Here is a 17,823-nt window from a genome sequence, read left to right on the forward strand (position 1 = left end):
TTAAAAAAAGCTTTGGCTAATAGCCAAAACAACTGTTTTAAGCGTTTTTGGGCGGCTGAAAAATGCTTGAATCTACCGCGTGAGAATACGAATTGTGATATTCAAAATTTGAAGAAACTTGATCTGCAGGAATAATCTTAGGAATAACCTCCAAATCATTTTGATTAAAAAAAGCGACTACAGAATGCACACAACTGTGTTGATGTTCAAAAGGTAACTTCTCGTGATCTTCACGCTCTTCCTGATGTTCTCTGTTGTGTTCTGATTTAAGTTCGCCGTAATGCTTATCAATAAACGTGATTATAGTATCGCCAAAAGTCTCCTGGTGATACTCATAGTGCGCGATTAAATCATCTATATGCAAAAAATCCCCAAAACTTACATTGAAACTTTGGGCAAGTATTAAAACCGATAAAATTGCGGTAGCGATTTTTTGCATAGGGTAAATTTAAGTAAGAACACTTCAACATTAACTCAACGTATAAATTTTAGAATCATATTAAATAGTTTAAAACAGCTATGATTTTATAACCAAAATCTATTGAAGATAAAACTATTACCGTTTTAGCGTAAAATGTGATTTAAACTCAGCTGGACGATCTTCAAAAATATACTCAACTCTGAACCAGTAATCGTCTGAAGGCATATTTACCCCACGATAGGTCCCATCCCAGCCCGGGCCAGATGGGAAGAGGTTTTTTATAAGTTTCCCAAACCGGTCAAATATAAAAATTTGTGCCTCGGGGTATTCTTCGAGCGCTGTAATGTTCCAGGTATCGTGATATCCATCATTATTAGGTGTAAAATACTTTGGAAAATCTATAACCTGCACCTCAACAGTTGTAACTCCACAAGTGCCGTTAATGCCGCGTACGGTAACGGTATGTGGCCCCGGGAACACATTTGTAAACTCAGGTGTGTTTTGAAAAGCCTGGTCGTCTAATTGATACTCATAATCCCCATATCCCTGAATAATCGCAACCCGTATTCCTGAAACATCTTCAAAAGGCCGGGTAATTTCTACTTCTACAACAGGCTCTGCAGATTCAAAAACTTCGACAGTTGTGGGGTTGTAATTACAAGCCGCACCCACGTCTGGAGTGAGTTTCTGGGTTGAAACAGTATAAATACCGGCCTGTTCTACTGCAAATGTAGAGCCCTGATTAACTTCCTGACCATTTAAAAACCAGCTTACTAAAAATTCTGCCGGGTCGAGTCCCGAATCTAATAAAACACCACTTTCTACCGCTCCTGTGGCTGCATTTCTACAAACTGTTCCCCCTTCAACAGTAAAATCTAAAAGAGGATACACAATGACTTCAAAAGAATCTTCAGCAAAACATGCTGCATTGTTTAATGCTTCTGCATATTTAAAAATCGTGTAAGTTCCCGGTTGTAATTCATATTCAGAAACAGGGATGGGATTTTGTTTATTTCCGCTTAAATAATAGCCCTGAGCGAACACATCTTGTGGTAAGTCTGGTAATATATAAAACCCACAAACCTCAACGTCTGCCTCAGGAATCAAAACCGGAGTTTCTGAAATAGTCACGGTAAAACTACTTTCATCTTCACAGAAAAACCGCGTACCGTTACGGGCATAAATAAAAATCTCCTGCGTGGTCGTTATTATATCGCCTGCATTTAACAGCGTACCCTGACCTCCAGATTCTGTATAATAGTTTCCTGTATTGAGTGCCGGCAATGGGTAACTGTCACAAGAGGCAACATCATTAAAGGTTTCTACTTCGACCCCCAGAATATTTATGGTAAACCTATTTTCTGAATAACAAGACGGGAAATCATCGTAAGCACTATAGACAAATATGGTCTGTGTTGTTGTAATCTCAGTTCCCGAAAAAAGCTCAGTCCCCTGCCCCTGTGATTCAGTAAAATATCTTCCGTTATTTAAATCGGGTAAGGTATAGGCTTCACAAGAGAATACAAAAGTTAGATTATCTACAGGCAATAACGGTCTTATTTCGACTGTAAACTGTGTTTCACTTTGACAAATACGTACTTGATTATTAATGTAAATCGTTTGTGTAGCATTAATGACATCTCCTGAATTATACTGCGCACCCGATCTCCCCGGCCCCTCAAAATACTCCCCGTTTGTTAGTGCAGGTAGGGTATAGGTATCTCCTTCACATAATAATTGATCTGGTAACGTATCAACAAGTGGAGTATTTATTACTTCTAATTCAAAAAAAGAATTATTAGTACAATTAGGCCCATCTGTCGTGTTTACGTAATAATAAATACGCTGTGATGTATTTAATACAGTTCCCTGCGGTATAAGTGTACCGCCACCTAATGCAGCAGTATAAAAATCACCTGCTTCAACAGTGGGCACTGTAAAACTCCCGCAAGCCGTCATATCTGTATACTCTTCTACAATAAAAATGCGCCATTCATAATCATTTGTACAGCGGCTATCATCTGCAAATATGTAAACAGATTGCGTCTGTTCAATTAAATCACCGGCATTTAGTGGTGTTCCCTGCCCTTCGGGTTCTGTAAAATAGTTTCCATTTGTTAGTGCCGGAAGTGTAAAATTGTTACAAGCCACCACATTTGCAGGCATATCTACGAGCGGTAAAGGGTATACAATAATATCAAAAGCATCATCTCTACACACCGAATTATTCTCATTAAAATAAAAATAAATAGTTTGTGAGGTAGTTAATGCTTCCCCGGTATTTAAGCGTCTTCCTATTCCGTCAGGTCCATTAGGTTGCGTATAAAATGCTCCTGCCGGTGTAGGAGGAATACTAAATTCACCGCAGGCTTCTACTTCGCTTAAATCAAACTCTGTGACAAATGTAATGCTGAAAGAAGACTCGTTTCTACACCCATTTGCATCAGGACCATTTAAAATAAAAAGATCTATATCTGTTGTGATTATATCTCCTGCATTATACCGAACCCCCGTACCATTAGAACCACTAAAATAATTTCCGTTTGTAAGCGGTTCTAACTCGTAAGCATTACAAGTAATTACATTGCCCAATTGATCTACCGGGGGCAAGTCGTTGATAATAATATCAAAACTTACTGATCTATAGCAAAGGTCATTAGATGCATAAGAAACTCGTGCCCAAAGCGTTTCTCTAGTATTTCCGTCTTCAATAATGTAAGTAGCACTTAACGCGTTCTGTGAAGCATTTGCATCATTCTGATTTGCATAGTAGGTAATCGTAAAAAGAGCAGGATTTTGACCATTAAGAATACGGTTGTCTATTTGATTTAGATTTATAGTTATATCTCTACCCGGAATAGTACAGACTTGAATTGGTGCGGGTTCAGTTATAGTAATAGTGGGTAAAACATCAAGATCAAAATTATAAGTAGCGCCACAAACAGTACCGCTTATTAAATTACGTAATCTTAAATATATAGTCTGCCCTGTACTCGAAAATGCTGTAGTTTGATTTGCGGGAATAGGATTATTTGTATTTAAATCTGAAAGCGATGCGTAATAAATCACTTCAAATTGAGAAGGATCTACATCTAAAGCATCTGCATCATTTTGTGTCAAATCAAATACTGAAGGATCTGCACCATTAGGACATTCTTCAAGATTTACTGGCGGAGTGACCGTGAGATCATTTATCGTTAAATCGTCTGTTACTTCACACCCATTATTGGTAATGCGTACCGTATAGGTTCCGCTTCTGTTAACCGTTATGCTACTTGCATTCTGATTAGGAATTACTGTGCCATTAAAAAACCAACTGTGATTATAAACCGAAGCATCTAAACCGGTTTCTAAAGTCGCCTGATCGCCACTACACACTGTACGGTCTGGGCCCAGATCTACACTGGTGTTAAAACTTCCGCCGGCAAGAAAAATAGCCGAATCAAAATTTGTGTCATTAGAATCTCCTATAACAATACGCACATTGTAAGGTGTTCCCGGAGTTAAGGTAGATGCGGCATTGAGGACTTGAGTATAACCCCGCATATTTATAGTAGACTGTGCGTTTGTGACTTCGTACGAGTCAAAAAGATTTTCATTTACAGAATTGCACGTAGGATTAAAGCGCTGATCTCTAATATTACGCACCGAAACAGATTCTCCAGAAGCGGTAATTGCCAGGTTTTGAGCATTGCCTGTATTCAAATCTGTTAATACAAAAGCAACAATATCCTGAGAAGAACACTGCCACTCGCCGTATTCATTAGAGGCAAAAATAAAATCGAAACTAAAATTACTGGAAAGCGGTGTAAAGTTAAATTCTAAAAATGAAGTTTCGTTAATCTGAGCACCACTACCTGATGCATCATTTAAATTTTGAAGATAGGTATCTGAGTTTGTATTTAATTCACTGCTTAATTCTGCTTCATTACCGGTATACGCCCCACCGGTAAGCCGTGCAATACCTGTACGTAAAACAACTCCATTAGCTAAAGGAAAGGCACCTCCATTATTAGAAAAAGATCCTGCTGCCTGGATTGATGATATAGAAACATTTGAAATTTCTGCACAAGAATCGTTAAATAGCAAATCTACCAACTCCCCTGCCGGACGAGGATTACTAACGGTAACTTGCTGGCCGTTTAAGTTTAGGCTTACTAAGGCTATTAAACAGAGTATTAATCGTAGCATTATTGTGGGGGCTCTTACAATTTTTTATATAACTAGTGTACTAAAGTTAGTACTTAACGCTAATTACACCCCATAATTGCCTGAATATTAACAATATTCAATTCTAAATTGTTAACGTTAATTGTTCTTAAAAGCCATTACATACCCCGCTCTTTTTGAATCGTCTCATACGCTTCCTGAACCTTAGTGAATTTTTCTTCGGCACCGGCGGGAGCAGATTCAATTTGTGAGCTATTCACTTTTCCAATTTCCAAATCTAAAACTTCACCAACTTCACAACGTCCTTATCAACATAAGAATAGATGTAGTTTTCTCCAAAAAAAATTAATGCATCTTTAATATCCTTTTTTAAATCTTTTGATTCTTTAAAATCTTTGATTTTATCATATAAGTTGGGAATTGTTTCAGTATCTAAATGATTAAAATTTGAATCGAAGACAGCACTGAATGCAATCCATCGTTCGCTTGTTGTGACTAAATCACTTATAGGCAACGCACTAATAAAAAAATAATCTTGTGATAACCCAGCGAAATGAACTGAACTTGGTGCTGTACCTCCATAATACAGACCTCTGTTCGCACCGATACGCATTTGTAGGGTATCATTAATTTTTCTAACCAGAATTGCCGATTCTGAAGAAACAACTTTCCTCAAGAATTGAGAAGTTTTTTCCATCACCCGTTCTTTGATATAGGCAGCTCCTCTAAGTTTTATTTCAGAGTTGCTAATACTGATATCTTCATCATCTTTTACACTATATCGATAATTGACAAGTCCTGATTCCAGATTTTTAACTTCCAGAATCATTTCTTTTTTATTTAACGCGAACTGATAAATATGTTCATCCAAAATAAAAGAATTAGACTCTTTAATTTTTCCTTCAGTAGATACAGGCTTAGGAATATCCTGCAAAACCATTTTTCCGTTTTCAAGGTCAAATTTAATCAGTCTCGTTAGTTCGGGGTCCTGATCAAAAGTCAACCACAATTCCCGATTGAACACATAGCTCTTATACTTTGAAGAAGCTTCAAGAAAAGAATCGATCTCATTATTTTGAATGGGGCTTATTCCTTTTTGATATAAGAGATATTTAAGCTTCTCGTCACTAAATCCCGGAGCTTTAAACTTGTAATCTGAAAAATCATAACTCTTTTTAGAGCATTTACCAGCCTTATTTATTGTGTAAATCGACAATTCCTGACTGTTCAGGCTTACGGTCAATTGGTAAAATTTATCTTCAATGAAAAAAGATTTTAAAAATTCTTCATTTTTAAATTTTTCAAGCTGCAGAATTTCTACAAATTTTTGATTTTGAAAATCATACGAGACGAGTGAAAACTTATTTTTAAATATTCCGCCTGAAAGTAAAAAAAGCATTGTATTGTCTACAGATGCAGAGGATAAAATTTTGTGATTTCTAAATGGAGAATCGGTCAAACTTACCTGTTTGATTTGATTGTACTCAGCATCAAATGTGGTAATCTCAACATCTGATGCGACTCGTTGTATTACAAACAGAAGGCTGTCTTCACTTGTAACCAGATCTAGTTCTCCATCTGTATAGTAATCATTGAATTTATCTATTAATGGTAAAGAGGCTATTTCCTGAGAAAAGCTATTTGCTCTAGAAAGAATAATAAATAAAAATATATACCTGTTCAAAATCAAAATTTAAATTAGTCTATTAAAATATTACATACCCCGCTCTTTTTGAATCGTCTCATACGCTTCCTGAACCTTAGTGAACTTCTCTTCTGCTCCCTGACGATAGGCTTCATCCATATGTTGTAGTTTATCTGGATGGTATTTTTTTGCCATATCCCGGTACGCTTTCTTAACTTCTGCATCTGTAGCCGATTTCTCAATTTCGAGAATTTTATAGGCGCTTTCCGCATTTTTAAAGAACATGGCTTTTATGCTTTCAAATTCGCCACGACTCAACATTAAATAACCAGCTATTTGAGAAATTTGATTAACCTCTGAAGTTGATACCGTGCCATCTGCCTGTGCAATACCAAATAGAAAATGTACGATTTGTAAACGCACTTCTCTACGGGTTCGTTGGGTCAAATAAGTGCATATACGCTCTACATTAATTTCACGCTTCTTAATGACTTCATTAAAGGTTCTAAAAGTTGCATTCGCTCTGTCTTTACCGTAGGCCTGCACAAAATATTGACGCACATAATCCATTTCTCGCTGACTCACCTGCCCGTCTGCCTTGATTACAATAGAGCACAGCGAAAGTAAATTGAGTTCAAAATCACCTGGAGTAACGGTTTGTTCTGCTCTGCTAAAAGGTGATCTACCACCTGTGGTTGTCGCTCCTTTTTTATTGAAAAACAAACTGTCTAAAAGTGTACCAATAACATAACCTGCAACTGCCCCTAATAAACCTCTGTATGCAAAGCCTATAATGGCTCCTATATATTTAATCATTTAATCTTCTTTATAATATCATCACATCAAGTACTGATGTAATCTTTTTACTTGCGCTGCAAAAATAACGCCTTTGTCCCTTGTAGGTCTTTAAAACAGTGAAAATGTTACCCGGTATTACCTGCGCAAGGGATTAAAGCCTTTGTGAAGCTCGTATGATTTGCCAAGCAAATCATACAGCGACGGCTGGAAGCCCGACCCTATGGGTTGCGCTAAAAAATCAAAAAAAATCAATAAAGCTTATGTAGGGTTTGCAAAAAGTAGCCGACTATTATTTTGTATCTTTGTAATCTTAAATTAAAACAGAACTTATGTATCCAGCAGAATTAGTAAAACCTATGCGTGAAGACCTTACTTCTGTAGGTTTCACAGAATTACATACGACAGAAGATGTGCAGGCAGCAATGAAAAAAGAAGGTACAACTCTTGTGGTTGTAAATTCGGTTTGTGGTTGTGCAGCAGCTAATGCAAGACCGGGAGCGCGTATGGCTCTTCAGAATGCTAAAACTCCAGATAACTTATATACCGTATTTGCAGGTGTAGACCGTGAGGCTACAGATCTTGCACGCAGTTTTATGGTACCTTTTCCTCCTTCATCTCCTTCAATGGCAGTTTTTAAAGATGGGGAATTAGTGCATATGTTAGAACGTCATCACATTGAGGGACGTCCTGCAAATCTAATTGCAGACAATCTAATAGATGCTTTTAACGAATATTGCTAATTAACTGGCAATTAGAAATAAAAAAATCCCTACTCGTCAAAGTAGGGATTTTTTTATTTTATGTATGTTGTGTTACATTGGTTCTGAGAATTTGAGTTTACTTTTGAACCACTAAACTATTGAATGGTATGCCTGGTAAAAAACCTCTCTTACACCGCTTTCATGCCTGGCGCTACAAGCATATTTCTAAGACTACATTCATCTACTTTCTAGCAATACTTACCGGATTACTAGCGGGATTAGGTGCAGTTCTTATTAAAAATATCACACACATAATACAAATGTTACTTGAGGGTAAACTTGTAGAAAATTACCGCTACGGTTTTTATTTCTTATTTCCTATAATAGGTCTTGCGATTACCGTTCTAATTGTAAAATATATAATACGTAATCCGTTGAGTCACGGTGTACCTATGACATTACGCGCAATTTCGAAGCGTAAAGGTCTTCTCAAAAATTATCAAATATTCGGATCGTTATTAACTGCTCCTATCACTGTAGGTTTTGGAGGCTCGGTAGGTCTTGAAAGCCCTACGGTAGTCACCGGTGCAGCGATTAGCTCCTACTTGTCACGCATTTTTCATATGGATCAGGCAAACCGCACACTCCTACTGGGCTGTGCAGCAGCAGGAGCTATGTCCTGTATTTTTAAAGCTCCAATTGCAGCTATTATTTTTGCAGTAGAAGTTTTTAGTCTTGACCTTACCCTACTCTCCTTAATGCCCTTGCTTCTGGCTTCGCTCTCTGCCATATTAACTTCGTATTTCTTTTTTGGTTCAGATACTATTTTACCTTTTGAACTGAAAGATGCATTTACTATTGCAGACTTTCCGTACTATATGATATTGGGCGTGGTTGCTGGTTTAGTTTCGGTATATTTTAGCAAAGCATATTTTAATACAAGTAAACTATACAAGCGATGGGATTCTGCTCTCATACGTTTATTAGTAGCCGGGGGCTCTTTAGGAATACTGCTATTTTTAATTCCGCCGCTATATGGTGAAGGTTTTGATATGATAAACGAGTTGCTTGACGGAAAGGCCGTAAATGCCTTGGGCGAAACTTTTTTTAATGATTATTTAGATAATGTCTGGGTGGTTATTGCCTTACTTGCAGGTCTTGTGTTTTTTAAAGTAATCGCCTCTGCAATTACATTTGCCGGTGGTGGCATAGGTGGTATTTTTGCCCCTGTACTCTTTATGGGCAGCGTTATGGGTAATTGCCTGGCTAAGATTATTAACAATCTGGGACTCGACGGCGTTTATATTTCCGAAACAAATTTCACACTTGTGGGGATGACCGGTTTGCTTGCAGGTGTGCTACACGCCCCGCTTACGGCAATCTTTCTTATTGCAGAAATTACCGGTGGTTATGGCCTATTTATACCGTTAATGGTTACCGCCGCAATAGCATACGGGATTAATAAATACTTTTTGCCGCATTCAGTCTACGGGATGGAGCTGGGACTGAAAGGTGAACTCATAACACACGATAAAGATCAAGCTGTACTTACGCTGCTTAACGTAAATGATGTAATTGAGTCTAATTTTATACGTGTGCGTCCCGAAATGACTTTGGGTGAAATGGTAAAAAATGCGGTTGCAAAATCTACCCGTAATTTATTTCCGGTAGTTAATGAAGATGATGAGCTAGTAGGTGTAATTACACTAGATGATATACGCGAGATAATGTTTGATGCCACCTTGTATGACACCACAACCATAGGAAGTTTAATGCACGCGGCACCAGAATATATATACTTAGAATCTGACCCCGCAAAAGTGGTAATGCGTAAATTTCAGGAAAGTGGCGCTTGGAATTTACCCGTTATTAAAAATGGAAAATATCACGGTTTTATCTCAAAATCTAAACTTCTAACTGCATATCGTCGTATGCTGGTTAGTTTTTCAAGAAAATAATAATCATAATTTATCCAAAAACTAGTTATGCGTAACCTTATAATAACCCTTTTCTGTATTTGCTGTCTAACCTTAGCTTATGGTTTTTATCTGCGCTATTTTACAGATGATGTACTTACCGGAGACCGCTTTTTAGGACTTACAATTTTAGCCGTATCCTTTGTAGTAATGCCTCTGTTTTTATACCATCGTTGGAAAGATCGAAAAGTTAAAGATTATATGCTTGATGAGGATAACATAAGGAGAATGAGAGAGTTCAACGACAGCAAAGAATCACGTAAAAAACCTGAAAATCAATAATTTTAAAAAATTTATTTACATTTAGTTAACCTATATGTTCTATAAACTCTTAGCTTTGTGTTATTATTAATTTTTACAATTTTACAATGAAAGGTACAGTTAAATTTTTTAATGAATCAAAAGGTTACGGATTCATTACTGACGATGAGACAGGAAAAGACATCTTCGTACACGCAACCGGTTTAAACGGTGAAGTATTAGAAGAAGGTGACCAAGTAGAGTACATCGAAGAAGAAGGAAGAAAAGGTAAGGTAGCAGCGCAAGTACGCGTGCTAAACGACTAAGATATATATAAGTATATTTAAGATTCCAAAAACCCGCTACACCTGTAGCGGGTTTTTTTGTGCGTGATCGTCAACACATCTCGCATCAAGTTGTAATGATAGATACAGCACTAAAAAAGGTGTAAATAAGTTGAAATAGGTAATATCAAAATGAGAATCTATAATTGCACCTTCAAAACCAGCATCCTTTACAATAATAAAAAAAGCAACGACTACAGGAAGAGCAAGCGCCACAAAGCTATTGCGTATTAGTTGCTCAACTGTTTCCAATCTACTTAAAAAGTAAATAGCCAATCCTGCTAAAAGCAAACTAAGCCACAACGGAAGTTGTCTGTTTTGTAATGTAAATGGATTTTCAGCATAAAAAACCTCAAGAGAAGGACAAGTATAAAATACCAAAGCTCCTAAGCAAATCGCCGCTGTAAAAAACCCTAAGAGGAATTTAAATCGCTCACTTAAAGATGCTTTTGCAAAAGGCAGAGCAAACAATATCCCTAAAGGTAATGCAAAAACGAGCCTTGTAAATACCAGTATCGCGATTAAAACACCTAACAAAATTGCTTTTTTAAGACCTTCTTTATTTAAAATTTTAAATAGATAAACAAGACTTGCTAAAACAAGAATCGTATTGCTTACGAGATCACTTTTTACTACAATCTCGTACAAATACCAGAACGAACTTATAAGCAATAATAAACTTACGATGCGTATTGCGGGTGATTTAATTAGTTTATAGATAATACCGGTAAAAATTAAAAAGGTAAAGCTCTGTAAAATCCCTACATCTCCTAAAAGATAAAAAGGCAATCCTATTAGAAAGAGTGTTGGCAAATTAGAGGTTCGGCCACCTAAATGATCTAAGGCACTATATGGGTAAGTTCCATTTAATATTGCTGTGATACCTTCGGTCATTGCAGACCAGCGATCTATCTGAAGAGCAAGTGCATCTATCTTAACATTAATGTAAATAGTAACAGCAAAAAAAAGTACGACAAGTCCATAAAAAATACGGTTTTCTAAAGTTTGATCAGGTTTAAACTTTTTTGGAAATCTAGCTACTAAAGCCACTACTAACCCAGCGTAAAAAAAAGCCACAAGCGCAACTTCAAAAACTTCAAAATATCGAATACCGTACTTAAATACATACACCCAGTTTAAGAGTATAAGCAGAATCAGCGAAAATTCAATTTGACGTTTACGAGTTAATAACATTAACTTTATACCTAGTATGAGAGTGTTCTTAGTGTATTCAAAAATGCTTATAAACTCCTGTAATTAAAAATAAAGTTTATGAAGACTTTAAAAGTAGCCGCAATTCAAGCCAATTTAAAATGGGAAGACCCAGAAGCTAACAGATTGTATTTTGATGAAAGGATTAACAGCTTAAAACACAAGGTAGATCTTATTGTGCTCCCAGAAATGTTTTCGACAGGTTTTAGTATGCATCCTCAAGGAATTGCAGACCAGGGAGAAACCCTAAATTGGATGCTCGCTAAAGCTGCAGAACAACGTTGCGCACTTGCAGGAAGTCTTATGGTTTTTGAAAACGAGCAGTACTACAACCGCTTTTATTTTGTTACGCCAGAAGGTGACGTCACTACCTATAACAAACGACACCGTTTTACACTTGCAGGCGAACATAAAGTTTATGAACGTGGTGACAAGCCTGTTGTTATAAGTTATAAAGGATGGCAGATTTTAGCACAGGTATGTTACGATTTGAGATTCCCGGTTTTTGCACGTAATACAACTAATTATGATGTGGTTATCTATGTAGCAAACTGGCCTAAAAAACGAATTTTTGCCTGGGACACCTTGCTCAAAGCTCGAGCTATAGAGAATATGTGTTACAGCATAGGTGTAAATAGAGTAGGTCTAGACGGTAACAAGTATGAATATAACGGTTACAGTGGTATTTACGATAGTCTGGGAGCAACTTTAGCTTTCGCAGAAGCGGAAGAAAAAATTATATATGCAGAACTATCTAAAGCTCATTTAACTGAAACGCGTGAGCACCTAAATTTCTTAGCAGATCAAGATATCTTTGAACTCAAATAATTAAGTTTTGCTATTCCTGATTGAGAATAAACGTTTCTTTAGGATACCACCCAGATCGTATATCTAACTGCTTAGGGTAATATAAAATCTCTTCAGGCTGTCGTTGTTCTAAGAAATTACCCGTATCAAATTTTCCGTTTGCGTTAAGGTCTACGATTATTCGAGCGTAGTAGCTGCCGGGCTCTATTCGATCAAATTTAAATTCTACCTGCCCTACAGTTCCTATTTGCTCACGTTTTACATCTCCTTTTTCGGTAACAAGTTGTACAATATGTTGCACTTCTGCTGCTCCTTTTAAGGTGATGTCAAATTCCCCGTAATCTGAGTATTCTTTAGTGGTAGCTCTAAAGCGCAAGGTGTCATTTTTGCTTCCGTAGAAATCTGTAAGCGCTTCCGGAAGCATGGTAATTGCGTATGATTCCTTTTCTTCAGTAAGAAATTTAAGATTCAGCTGTAATTTTTTAGGAAACACCTCAACCTTAAAATCACTCACAAATGTCGAGTCTTTACGTTGAATTGAAATTTTTGTGGTGTCAACAGCGACAACAGGAATGGTGCTGTTTAATATAAAATCTTCTTCTAAAACCAGACTTGTAGTAGCGGGGTTGATTTGCAGCGAATCTGGCTTTAAGTTACGCAAACGCACATAAGCCGTATCTGTTTTTTTGTTTGCAAAAGTTTTAAAGATAAGTGAGTCTGTCTGCACCTTTGGCGTAAACCAATATTGCAATGAGTCTTGATCTTTCTTGCGAGTAATTAGCGTTTCAAAACCTTCAGGGCGTGCGCTTATTAATTCTATATCTATATTATCTGCATTACCTTTATATGGGAATGCGATACGCTGTGCAGTGGCTTGTTTTGGCCTGCTTACTTCAGGCTCTAATTCTTCATTAAAAAGGTTAAGTACGTATACAGAATCTGTAGGCACCTCTATAAATGAATCGTAAAATGCAATTTTATCTTTTGCAGGTTGAAAAGTATAATTGTTATCTGCGTCTTTTAATGCCGCTAACCGGTAGCGGCCTGCTTTGACATTTGTGATTTCAAATACATTAGAACTATCTAACGTATTGGTCACGTATCGCGGTACTTTTTTATAAACCACAGAATCTGTATACGTAGAGTCTGCTTCATAAAGCATAACAGTCACGTAATTATCTGCTTCTTGAAGTAGCGCATCACGTATAACTCCTACGACCTTTAGTGAATCTATATAGTCACCGGTAGAAAAAACATATTTGAAAAAAGAAAACGGGTTTCCTTCATTATTATCGGTAACGCTTTCCCCAAAGTTGAATACGTAGGTTGTATTCGCTAACAGGGTGTCCATTATTTTTATGTCTATAAATCGAGATGCGCTTCCCATAGGCGTTATGGAAGCCTTAGGATCCATAGGAGGAGATACAATGAGGTTTTTATTAAGGTCTTTTAGTTTAATAAATTCGTCAAAATAAATACGAACCTCATCCCCATCAAAATTTGTAGAGTAATTAGGAGGGTCTGCACTTACCAGAACTGGAGGCGTCTCATCTTTAGGGCCACCAGTAGGTGTACCTCTTTTTGCACAATTTACTACTAAGAGTAGCAGTAACGATACGATAAACAGCTGTGAACCTTTTTTAAACATAGCAGCGCAAAGTAACAATTATTTTTAATGATTAGTACTAGAAACCTGCCCTGAGACTTTAGCAAACATCTATAAAATCCTATTTTTCATTTATTAACGTAGCTTTCTAAACGGCTATTGCCATAACAGCTACACTTAACTTGATGTTTGTTGCTGTATTTAGTGCTAATGCGCAGCCTTCTACTGTACCTCCTGTTGTTATTAAATCATCAACTAAAAGTATATGTTTTCCTGCAAGTGTGTTGTTTTCGCGAAGCGCAAAAGAATCTATAACTTCGGTACTTCTAAAACTTCTGCCCAGAAAAACCTGTGTGTTTGTAGCTTTGGTTCTATATAAAATATCATCTAAATACGGTTTCTGTAAGGCTGTTGCAAGTGCTTTACCAAAACCGGTCACTTGATTGTATCCGCGAGATTTAAGCCTCTTTTTATGTAATGGCACAGGAATCACACAATCTATGTTTTTAAATGCTTCTGTAGTCATTAACTCGCTGCCCAGCCATTCTCCTAAATAAGCACTTACCCGCTCCTGCCCTTTATATTTTAAGTTATGAATAAGATGTTGTACGCGTGTTTTTTTATCAAAATAGAAGAGAGCGGCAGCATTTTCTAATGAAGTTCTACCTCGCAATAATTTTAATATAGGGTTGTACGTTGTAGTATGAAAATGAGCAAGAGGTAACGCATGCCGGCAGGATGTGCAGATGAGTTTTTCTCCGGTACTGAGTAAATCATCACAAGCACTACATTGATCTGGATAAAAGAGTTTGAGTAGCGACATTATCTCATTTTGATTAAAAATTATAACTTCACACTAAGATATAAAATCGTTTGCATGAGTGCTAATCGCAATAACAATGCTTTAAAGATTCTAATCGGTATACTTTTTTTTCTGCTTTTAGGCTTGGGAGTTTATACCTATTCATTCTATCAGGAGCTATCTGCGAATAAAGTCGCATTATCTGAAGAGAAGTTACTACTTCAAAATGAATTAAGTGACCTGCTCGTCACATATAACTCTGAAATTGAAAGCAGTAAACTTATGAGTAAAGAGCTTCGCGAAGCCAGATCTCGTATTCAAAATTTACTTACACGCTTAGAAAATTCTACTACTTCTCAAACTACCATTCAAAATTACCGTAGAGAATTAAGCATTCTTCGGAATGAACGAGATGTCTTACGTAAAAAAACAGATAGTCTAATGCTTGCAAATGCGTTGCTGGTATCTCAAAAAACTACGGTAGAAGCAGCTTTTGATCAGAGTGTAGTTCAGTTAGATTCATTACAAGTTCAAAATAATACCCTAAAAGATGACCTCGCCAAAGGTTCTCAACTTACAGTAAGCAGGTTTACTTCTGCAGGTGTTATTTTACGCCGTAGCGGTAAACGTTTACCTAATGATCGCGCAAACCGCATAGATAAATTAGAAATTTGCTATACCGTAAACGCAAATGAATATGCCAGAGCCGGCGACCACGATTTTTACATTCAGGTTATAGATCCTCGCAACAATGTTATGGGAGAACGTATTTCTTTAGCCTTTGGCGAAAACATTTTAATCTACAGCACTTATCAGGAGATCGCCTATCAAAATGAAGAAGTAGAATCCTGTGTACTTATAAACCCGGCTATAGATGAATTTTTACCGGGAATTTACCGAATAAATTTATTTGAAAACGACCGTTTATTAAGCAATAGCGTCTTAGAATTAGAATAAAAACAATCCTTTAAAATCCCGCTTCATTGCTGCGGTTTTTTTATTTTTACCGGCCTAACCTCTTTATAAATAAAACAGCCACAATGAAGTATCTTCTGATCTTTATCGTTCTTTTTTCAGCTATAAATTTGAGCGCTCAAAATGATGGCTGGAATATAACGACAAATCAAAATACTGATTATACGGGCATCGCCATCGCAAATGGCAGAATTGGGATGCTCACCTCCGCAAAACCTTTTCAAATTCAACACGTTGTTCTTAACAACGTATACGATGTAGACCCTGTGCTTAAAGTTAGTCAAATAGTACACGGAATGAATTTTGGAAATCTCGATGTTGTAATTGATGGCGAGCAACTAACAGAAAATAACATTACAAACTGGCAGCAGCATATGAATTTAAAAGAGGCTGCTTTTACAACGAGTTTCGACTTTAAAAATAAAGCTAAGATATCCTGCAAAGTTTATGCCCTAAGAAATGTGCCTTACACAGGTTACATAGACATTAGCATAGAAGCACAACAGGAAATTAGGGTTAAAGTCACCGGTAAAATTCAAACCCCGGAAAACTTTAAAAAACCTGATCATAAATATGAGGTTCTAAAAGACGTAGAAACTACGATGCCGATTCTTCAGTCTGTAGCTGAGACTCCTTTTGGAAAACATCTCGTGAGTACCTCTGCAACGTTTATATGGCATACTATTAATTCTTCCAGAGAAAAAGAGCGGCCTGAACTAACTGCCGCTGTAACCACCGACTATACAAATACCTTAACTTTTGAAAAAACAGTAAACCCGGCTGAATCTCTTGATTTTGCCTGGACGGCTGCAGAATGCACTACTCAGGATTTTAACGATCCTAAGTCAGAATCAGAACGTATGGTAATTTTTAACCTGTTAAATTCAAAAGAAGTATTACTAAAGCAGCACCGTACACTTTGGGAAGAGCTTTGGGAAGGTGATATTGTTATAGAGGGTGATTTAAAGTCTCAGCAAGATGTACGACTTGCATTATATCATCTATATGCCTTTGGACGTGGAGATTCAGACTTAAGTATAGCACCTATGGGCCTTTCTTTACAAACTCCATACAATGGTCATATTTTCTGGGATACCGAGTTGTGGATGTTTCCTCCTCTTCTGGTTTTCAATCAGAATATTGCAAGATCACTTGTTAATTACAGATCAGATCGTCTGGAACCTGCAAAACAACGTGCTACAAACTACGGGTATAAAGGAGCTATGTTTCCTTGGGAAAGTGATGACACAGGTGAAGAAGCTACTCCTCCATTTGCTTTAACAGGACCTTTTGAACATCATATTACCGCAGATATAGGTATTGCGTTCTGGAACTATTATCGCGTTACACAAAATAAAAAATGGTTGACTGAAAAAGGATATCCTCTGTTAAAAGAAGTTGCAGATTTTTGGGTAAGCAGAGCTGTCAAAAATACAGATGGTAGTTATTCTATAAACAATGTAGTGGGTGCTAATGAATTTGCCCCTAATGTTGATGATAATGCCTTTACAAATGGTTCTGCCATTACCGCCTTAAAATATGCTATCAGGGCTGCTCAAGAACTAGATCTAGAAGCTAATCCCGAGTGGGAAAACGTTGCTAACGCTATTGTAATTCATAAATTTAAAGACGGCACTACTAAAGAAAACAAGAACTATACGGGCGACATTATTAAACAAGCAGACGTAAACCTGCTTTCTTATCCGCTTAATATCATTAACGATACCGAAACGATTTTAAAAGATCTAAAATATTACGAACCCAAACTTTCAAAAGATGGCCCTGCAATGGGGAAGTCTATATTTGCAGTATTGTATGCCCGGTCTGGTAATGTAGATAAAGCATTTAGCCTGTTTAAAGAAAGTTACGTGCCTAATCAGCAACAACCTTTTGGAGCTTTATCTGAAGTTGCAACTTCAAATTTTTCTTATTTTGCAACAGGAGCCGGCGGAATGTTACAGACTGTTTTATTTGGATTTGGTGGTTTAGATTTTACTGAACAAGGAATCATTCAGAAAAATCCTGTTTTACCAAAAGAATGGAAATCATTAACACTTAAAGGGGTAGGACCTACTAAAAAGACCTACCGAATAGATAGATAAGTATATAATTAAAGTATTAAATCG

At 36.9% G+C, this 17,823-nt stretch carries 14 protein-coding genes; 7 read left to right on the forward strand and 7 right to left on the reverse strand.

Annotated elements, in window-relative coordinates:
- Positions 1–37: 37 nt before the first annotated feature.
- The 4 genes from ACIGAM_RS14875 to ACIGAM_RS14890 form a co-directional block, all read right to left on the reverse strand.
- Entirely contained in the window at positions 38–439 is a 402-nt protein-coding gene (locus ACIGAM_RS14875; RefSeq protein WP_396512262.1) for a hypothetical protein, read from the reverse strand.
- Positions 440–556: 117 nt separating this feature from the next.
- Positions 557–4,612 carry a choice-of-anchor L domain-containing protein gene (locus ACIGAM_RS14880; protein WP_396512263.1) on the reverse strand — a complete coding sequence of 1,352 codons (4,056 nt, stop codon included), beginning with the start codon at positions 4,610–4,612 and terminating at the stop codon, positions 557–559.
- Positions 4,613–4,868: 256 nt separating this feature from the next.
- Positions 4,869–6,275, reverse strand: coding sequence for a hypothetical protein (locus tag ACIGAM_RS14885; RefSeq protein ID WP_396512264.1), 1,407 nt, complete (start codon positions 6,273–6,275; stop codon positions 4,869–4,871).
- Between the two features lie 30 nt (positions 6,276–6,305).
- The gene (locus ACIGAM_RS14890; protein ID WP_396512265.1) at positions 6,306–7,052 is read right to left on the reverse strand and encodes a TerB family tellurite resistance protein; all 747 of its coding nucleotides are present in this window, start codon (positions 7,050–7,052) and stop codon (positions 6,306–6,308) included.
- Positions 7,053–7,363: 311 nt separating this feature from the next.
- Between ACIGAM_RS14890 and ACIGAM_RS14895 the strand changes: the two genes are divergently transcribed.
- The 4 genes from ACIGAM_RS14895 to ACIGAM_RS14910 all read left to right on the forward strand — a co-directional run bounded on the left by ACIGAM_RS14895 (position 7,364) and on the right by ACIGAM_RS14910 (position 10,277).
- On the forward strand, positions 7,364–7,774 hold the full coding sequence (locus ACIGAM_RS14895) for a BrxA/BrxB family bacilliredoxin (RefSeq protein WP_396512266.1): 411 nt from the start codon (positions 7,364–7,366) through the stop codon (positions 7,772–7,774).
- A gap of 128 nt (positions 7,775–7,902) precedes the next feature.
- The gene (locus tag ACIGAM_RS14900) at positions 7,903–9,693 is read left to right on the forward strand and encodes a chloride channel protein (protein ID WP_396512267.1); all 1,791 of its coding nucleotides are present in this window, start codon (positions 7,903–7,905) and stop codon (positions 9,691–9,693) included.
- A gap of 27 nt (positions 9,694–9,720) precedes the next feature.
- The gene (locus ACIGAM_RS14905) at positions 9,721–9,993 is read left to right on the forward strand and encodes a hypothetical protein (protein WP_396512268.1); all 273 of its coding nucleotides are present in this window, start codon (positions 9,721–9,723) and stop codon (positions 9,991–9,993) included.
- 86 nt (positions 9,994–10,079) lie between these two features.
- Positions 10,080–10,277 carry a cold-shock protein gene (locus ACIGAM_RS14910; RefSeq protein ID WP_028377208.1) on the forward strand — a complete coding sequence of 66 codons (198 nt, stop codon included), beginning with the start codon at positions 10,080–10,082 and terminating at the stop codon, positions 10,275–10,277.
- Between the two features lie 36 nt (positions 10,278–10,313).
- Here ACIGAM_RS14910 and ACIGAM_RS14915 read toward each other — a convergent pair whose 3' ends face one another.
- The gene (locus tag ACIGAM_RS14915; protein ID WP_396512269.1) at positions 10,314–11,489 is read right to left on the reverse strand and encodes a hypothetical protein; all 1,176 of its coding nucleotides are present in this window, start codon (positions 11,487–11,489) and stop codon (positions 10,314–10,316) included.
- A gap of 78 nt (positions 11,490–11,567) precedes the next feature.
- On the opposite strand from ACIGAM_RS14915, the gene ACIGAM_RS14920 reads away from it, so the two are divergent.
- Positions 11,568–12,335 (forward strand): amidohydrolase, encoded by a 768-nt coding sequence (locus ACIGAM_RS14920; protein WP_396512270.1) that lies wholly within the window; start codon positions 11,568–11,570, stop codon positions 12,333–12,335.
- Positions 12,336–12,345: 10 nt separating this feature from the next.
- On the opposite strand, the gene ACIGAM_RS14925 is transcribed toward ACIGAM_RS14920, so the two are convergent.
- A complete protein-coding gene (locus tag ACIGAM_RS14925) occupies positions 12,346–13,962 on the reverse strand; it encodes an Ig-like domain-containing protein (RefSeq protein WP_396512271.1) in 1,617 nt (538 codons plus the stop codon).
- Between the two features lie 106 nt (positions 13,963–14,068).
- Positions 14,069–14,743: a ComF family protein gene (locus tag ACIGAM_RS14930; RefSeq protein WP_396512272.1), complete on the reverse strand. Its 675-nt coding sequence runs from the start codon at positions 14,741–14,743 to the stop codon at positions 14,069–14,071.
- Positions 14,744–14,797: 54 nt separating this feature from the next.
- Between ACIGAM_RS14930 and ACIGAM_RS14935 the strand changes: the two genes are divergently transcribed.
- A complete protein-coding gene (locus ACIGAM_RS14935) occupies positions 14,798–15,679 on the forward strand; it encodes a hypothetical protein (protein ID WP_396512273.1) in 882 nt (293 codons plus the stop codon).
- A gap of 83 nt (positions 15,680–15,762) precedes the next feature.
- A complete protein-coding gene (locus tag ACIGAM_RS14940; RefSeq protein ID WP_396512274.1) occupies positions 15,763–17,799 on the forward strand; it encodes a glycosyl hydrolase family 95 catalytic domain-containing protein in 2,037 nt (678 codons plus the stop codon).
- Positions 17,800–17,823 lie beyond the last annotated feature (24 nt).

The sequence above is a fragment of the Leeuwenhoekiella sp. NPDC079379 genome (assembly GCF_044542075.1).
Classification (GTDB): Bacteria; Bacteroidota; Bacteroidia; order Flavobacteriales; family Flavobacteriaceae; genus Leeuwenhoekiella.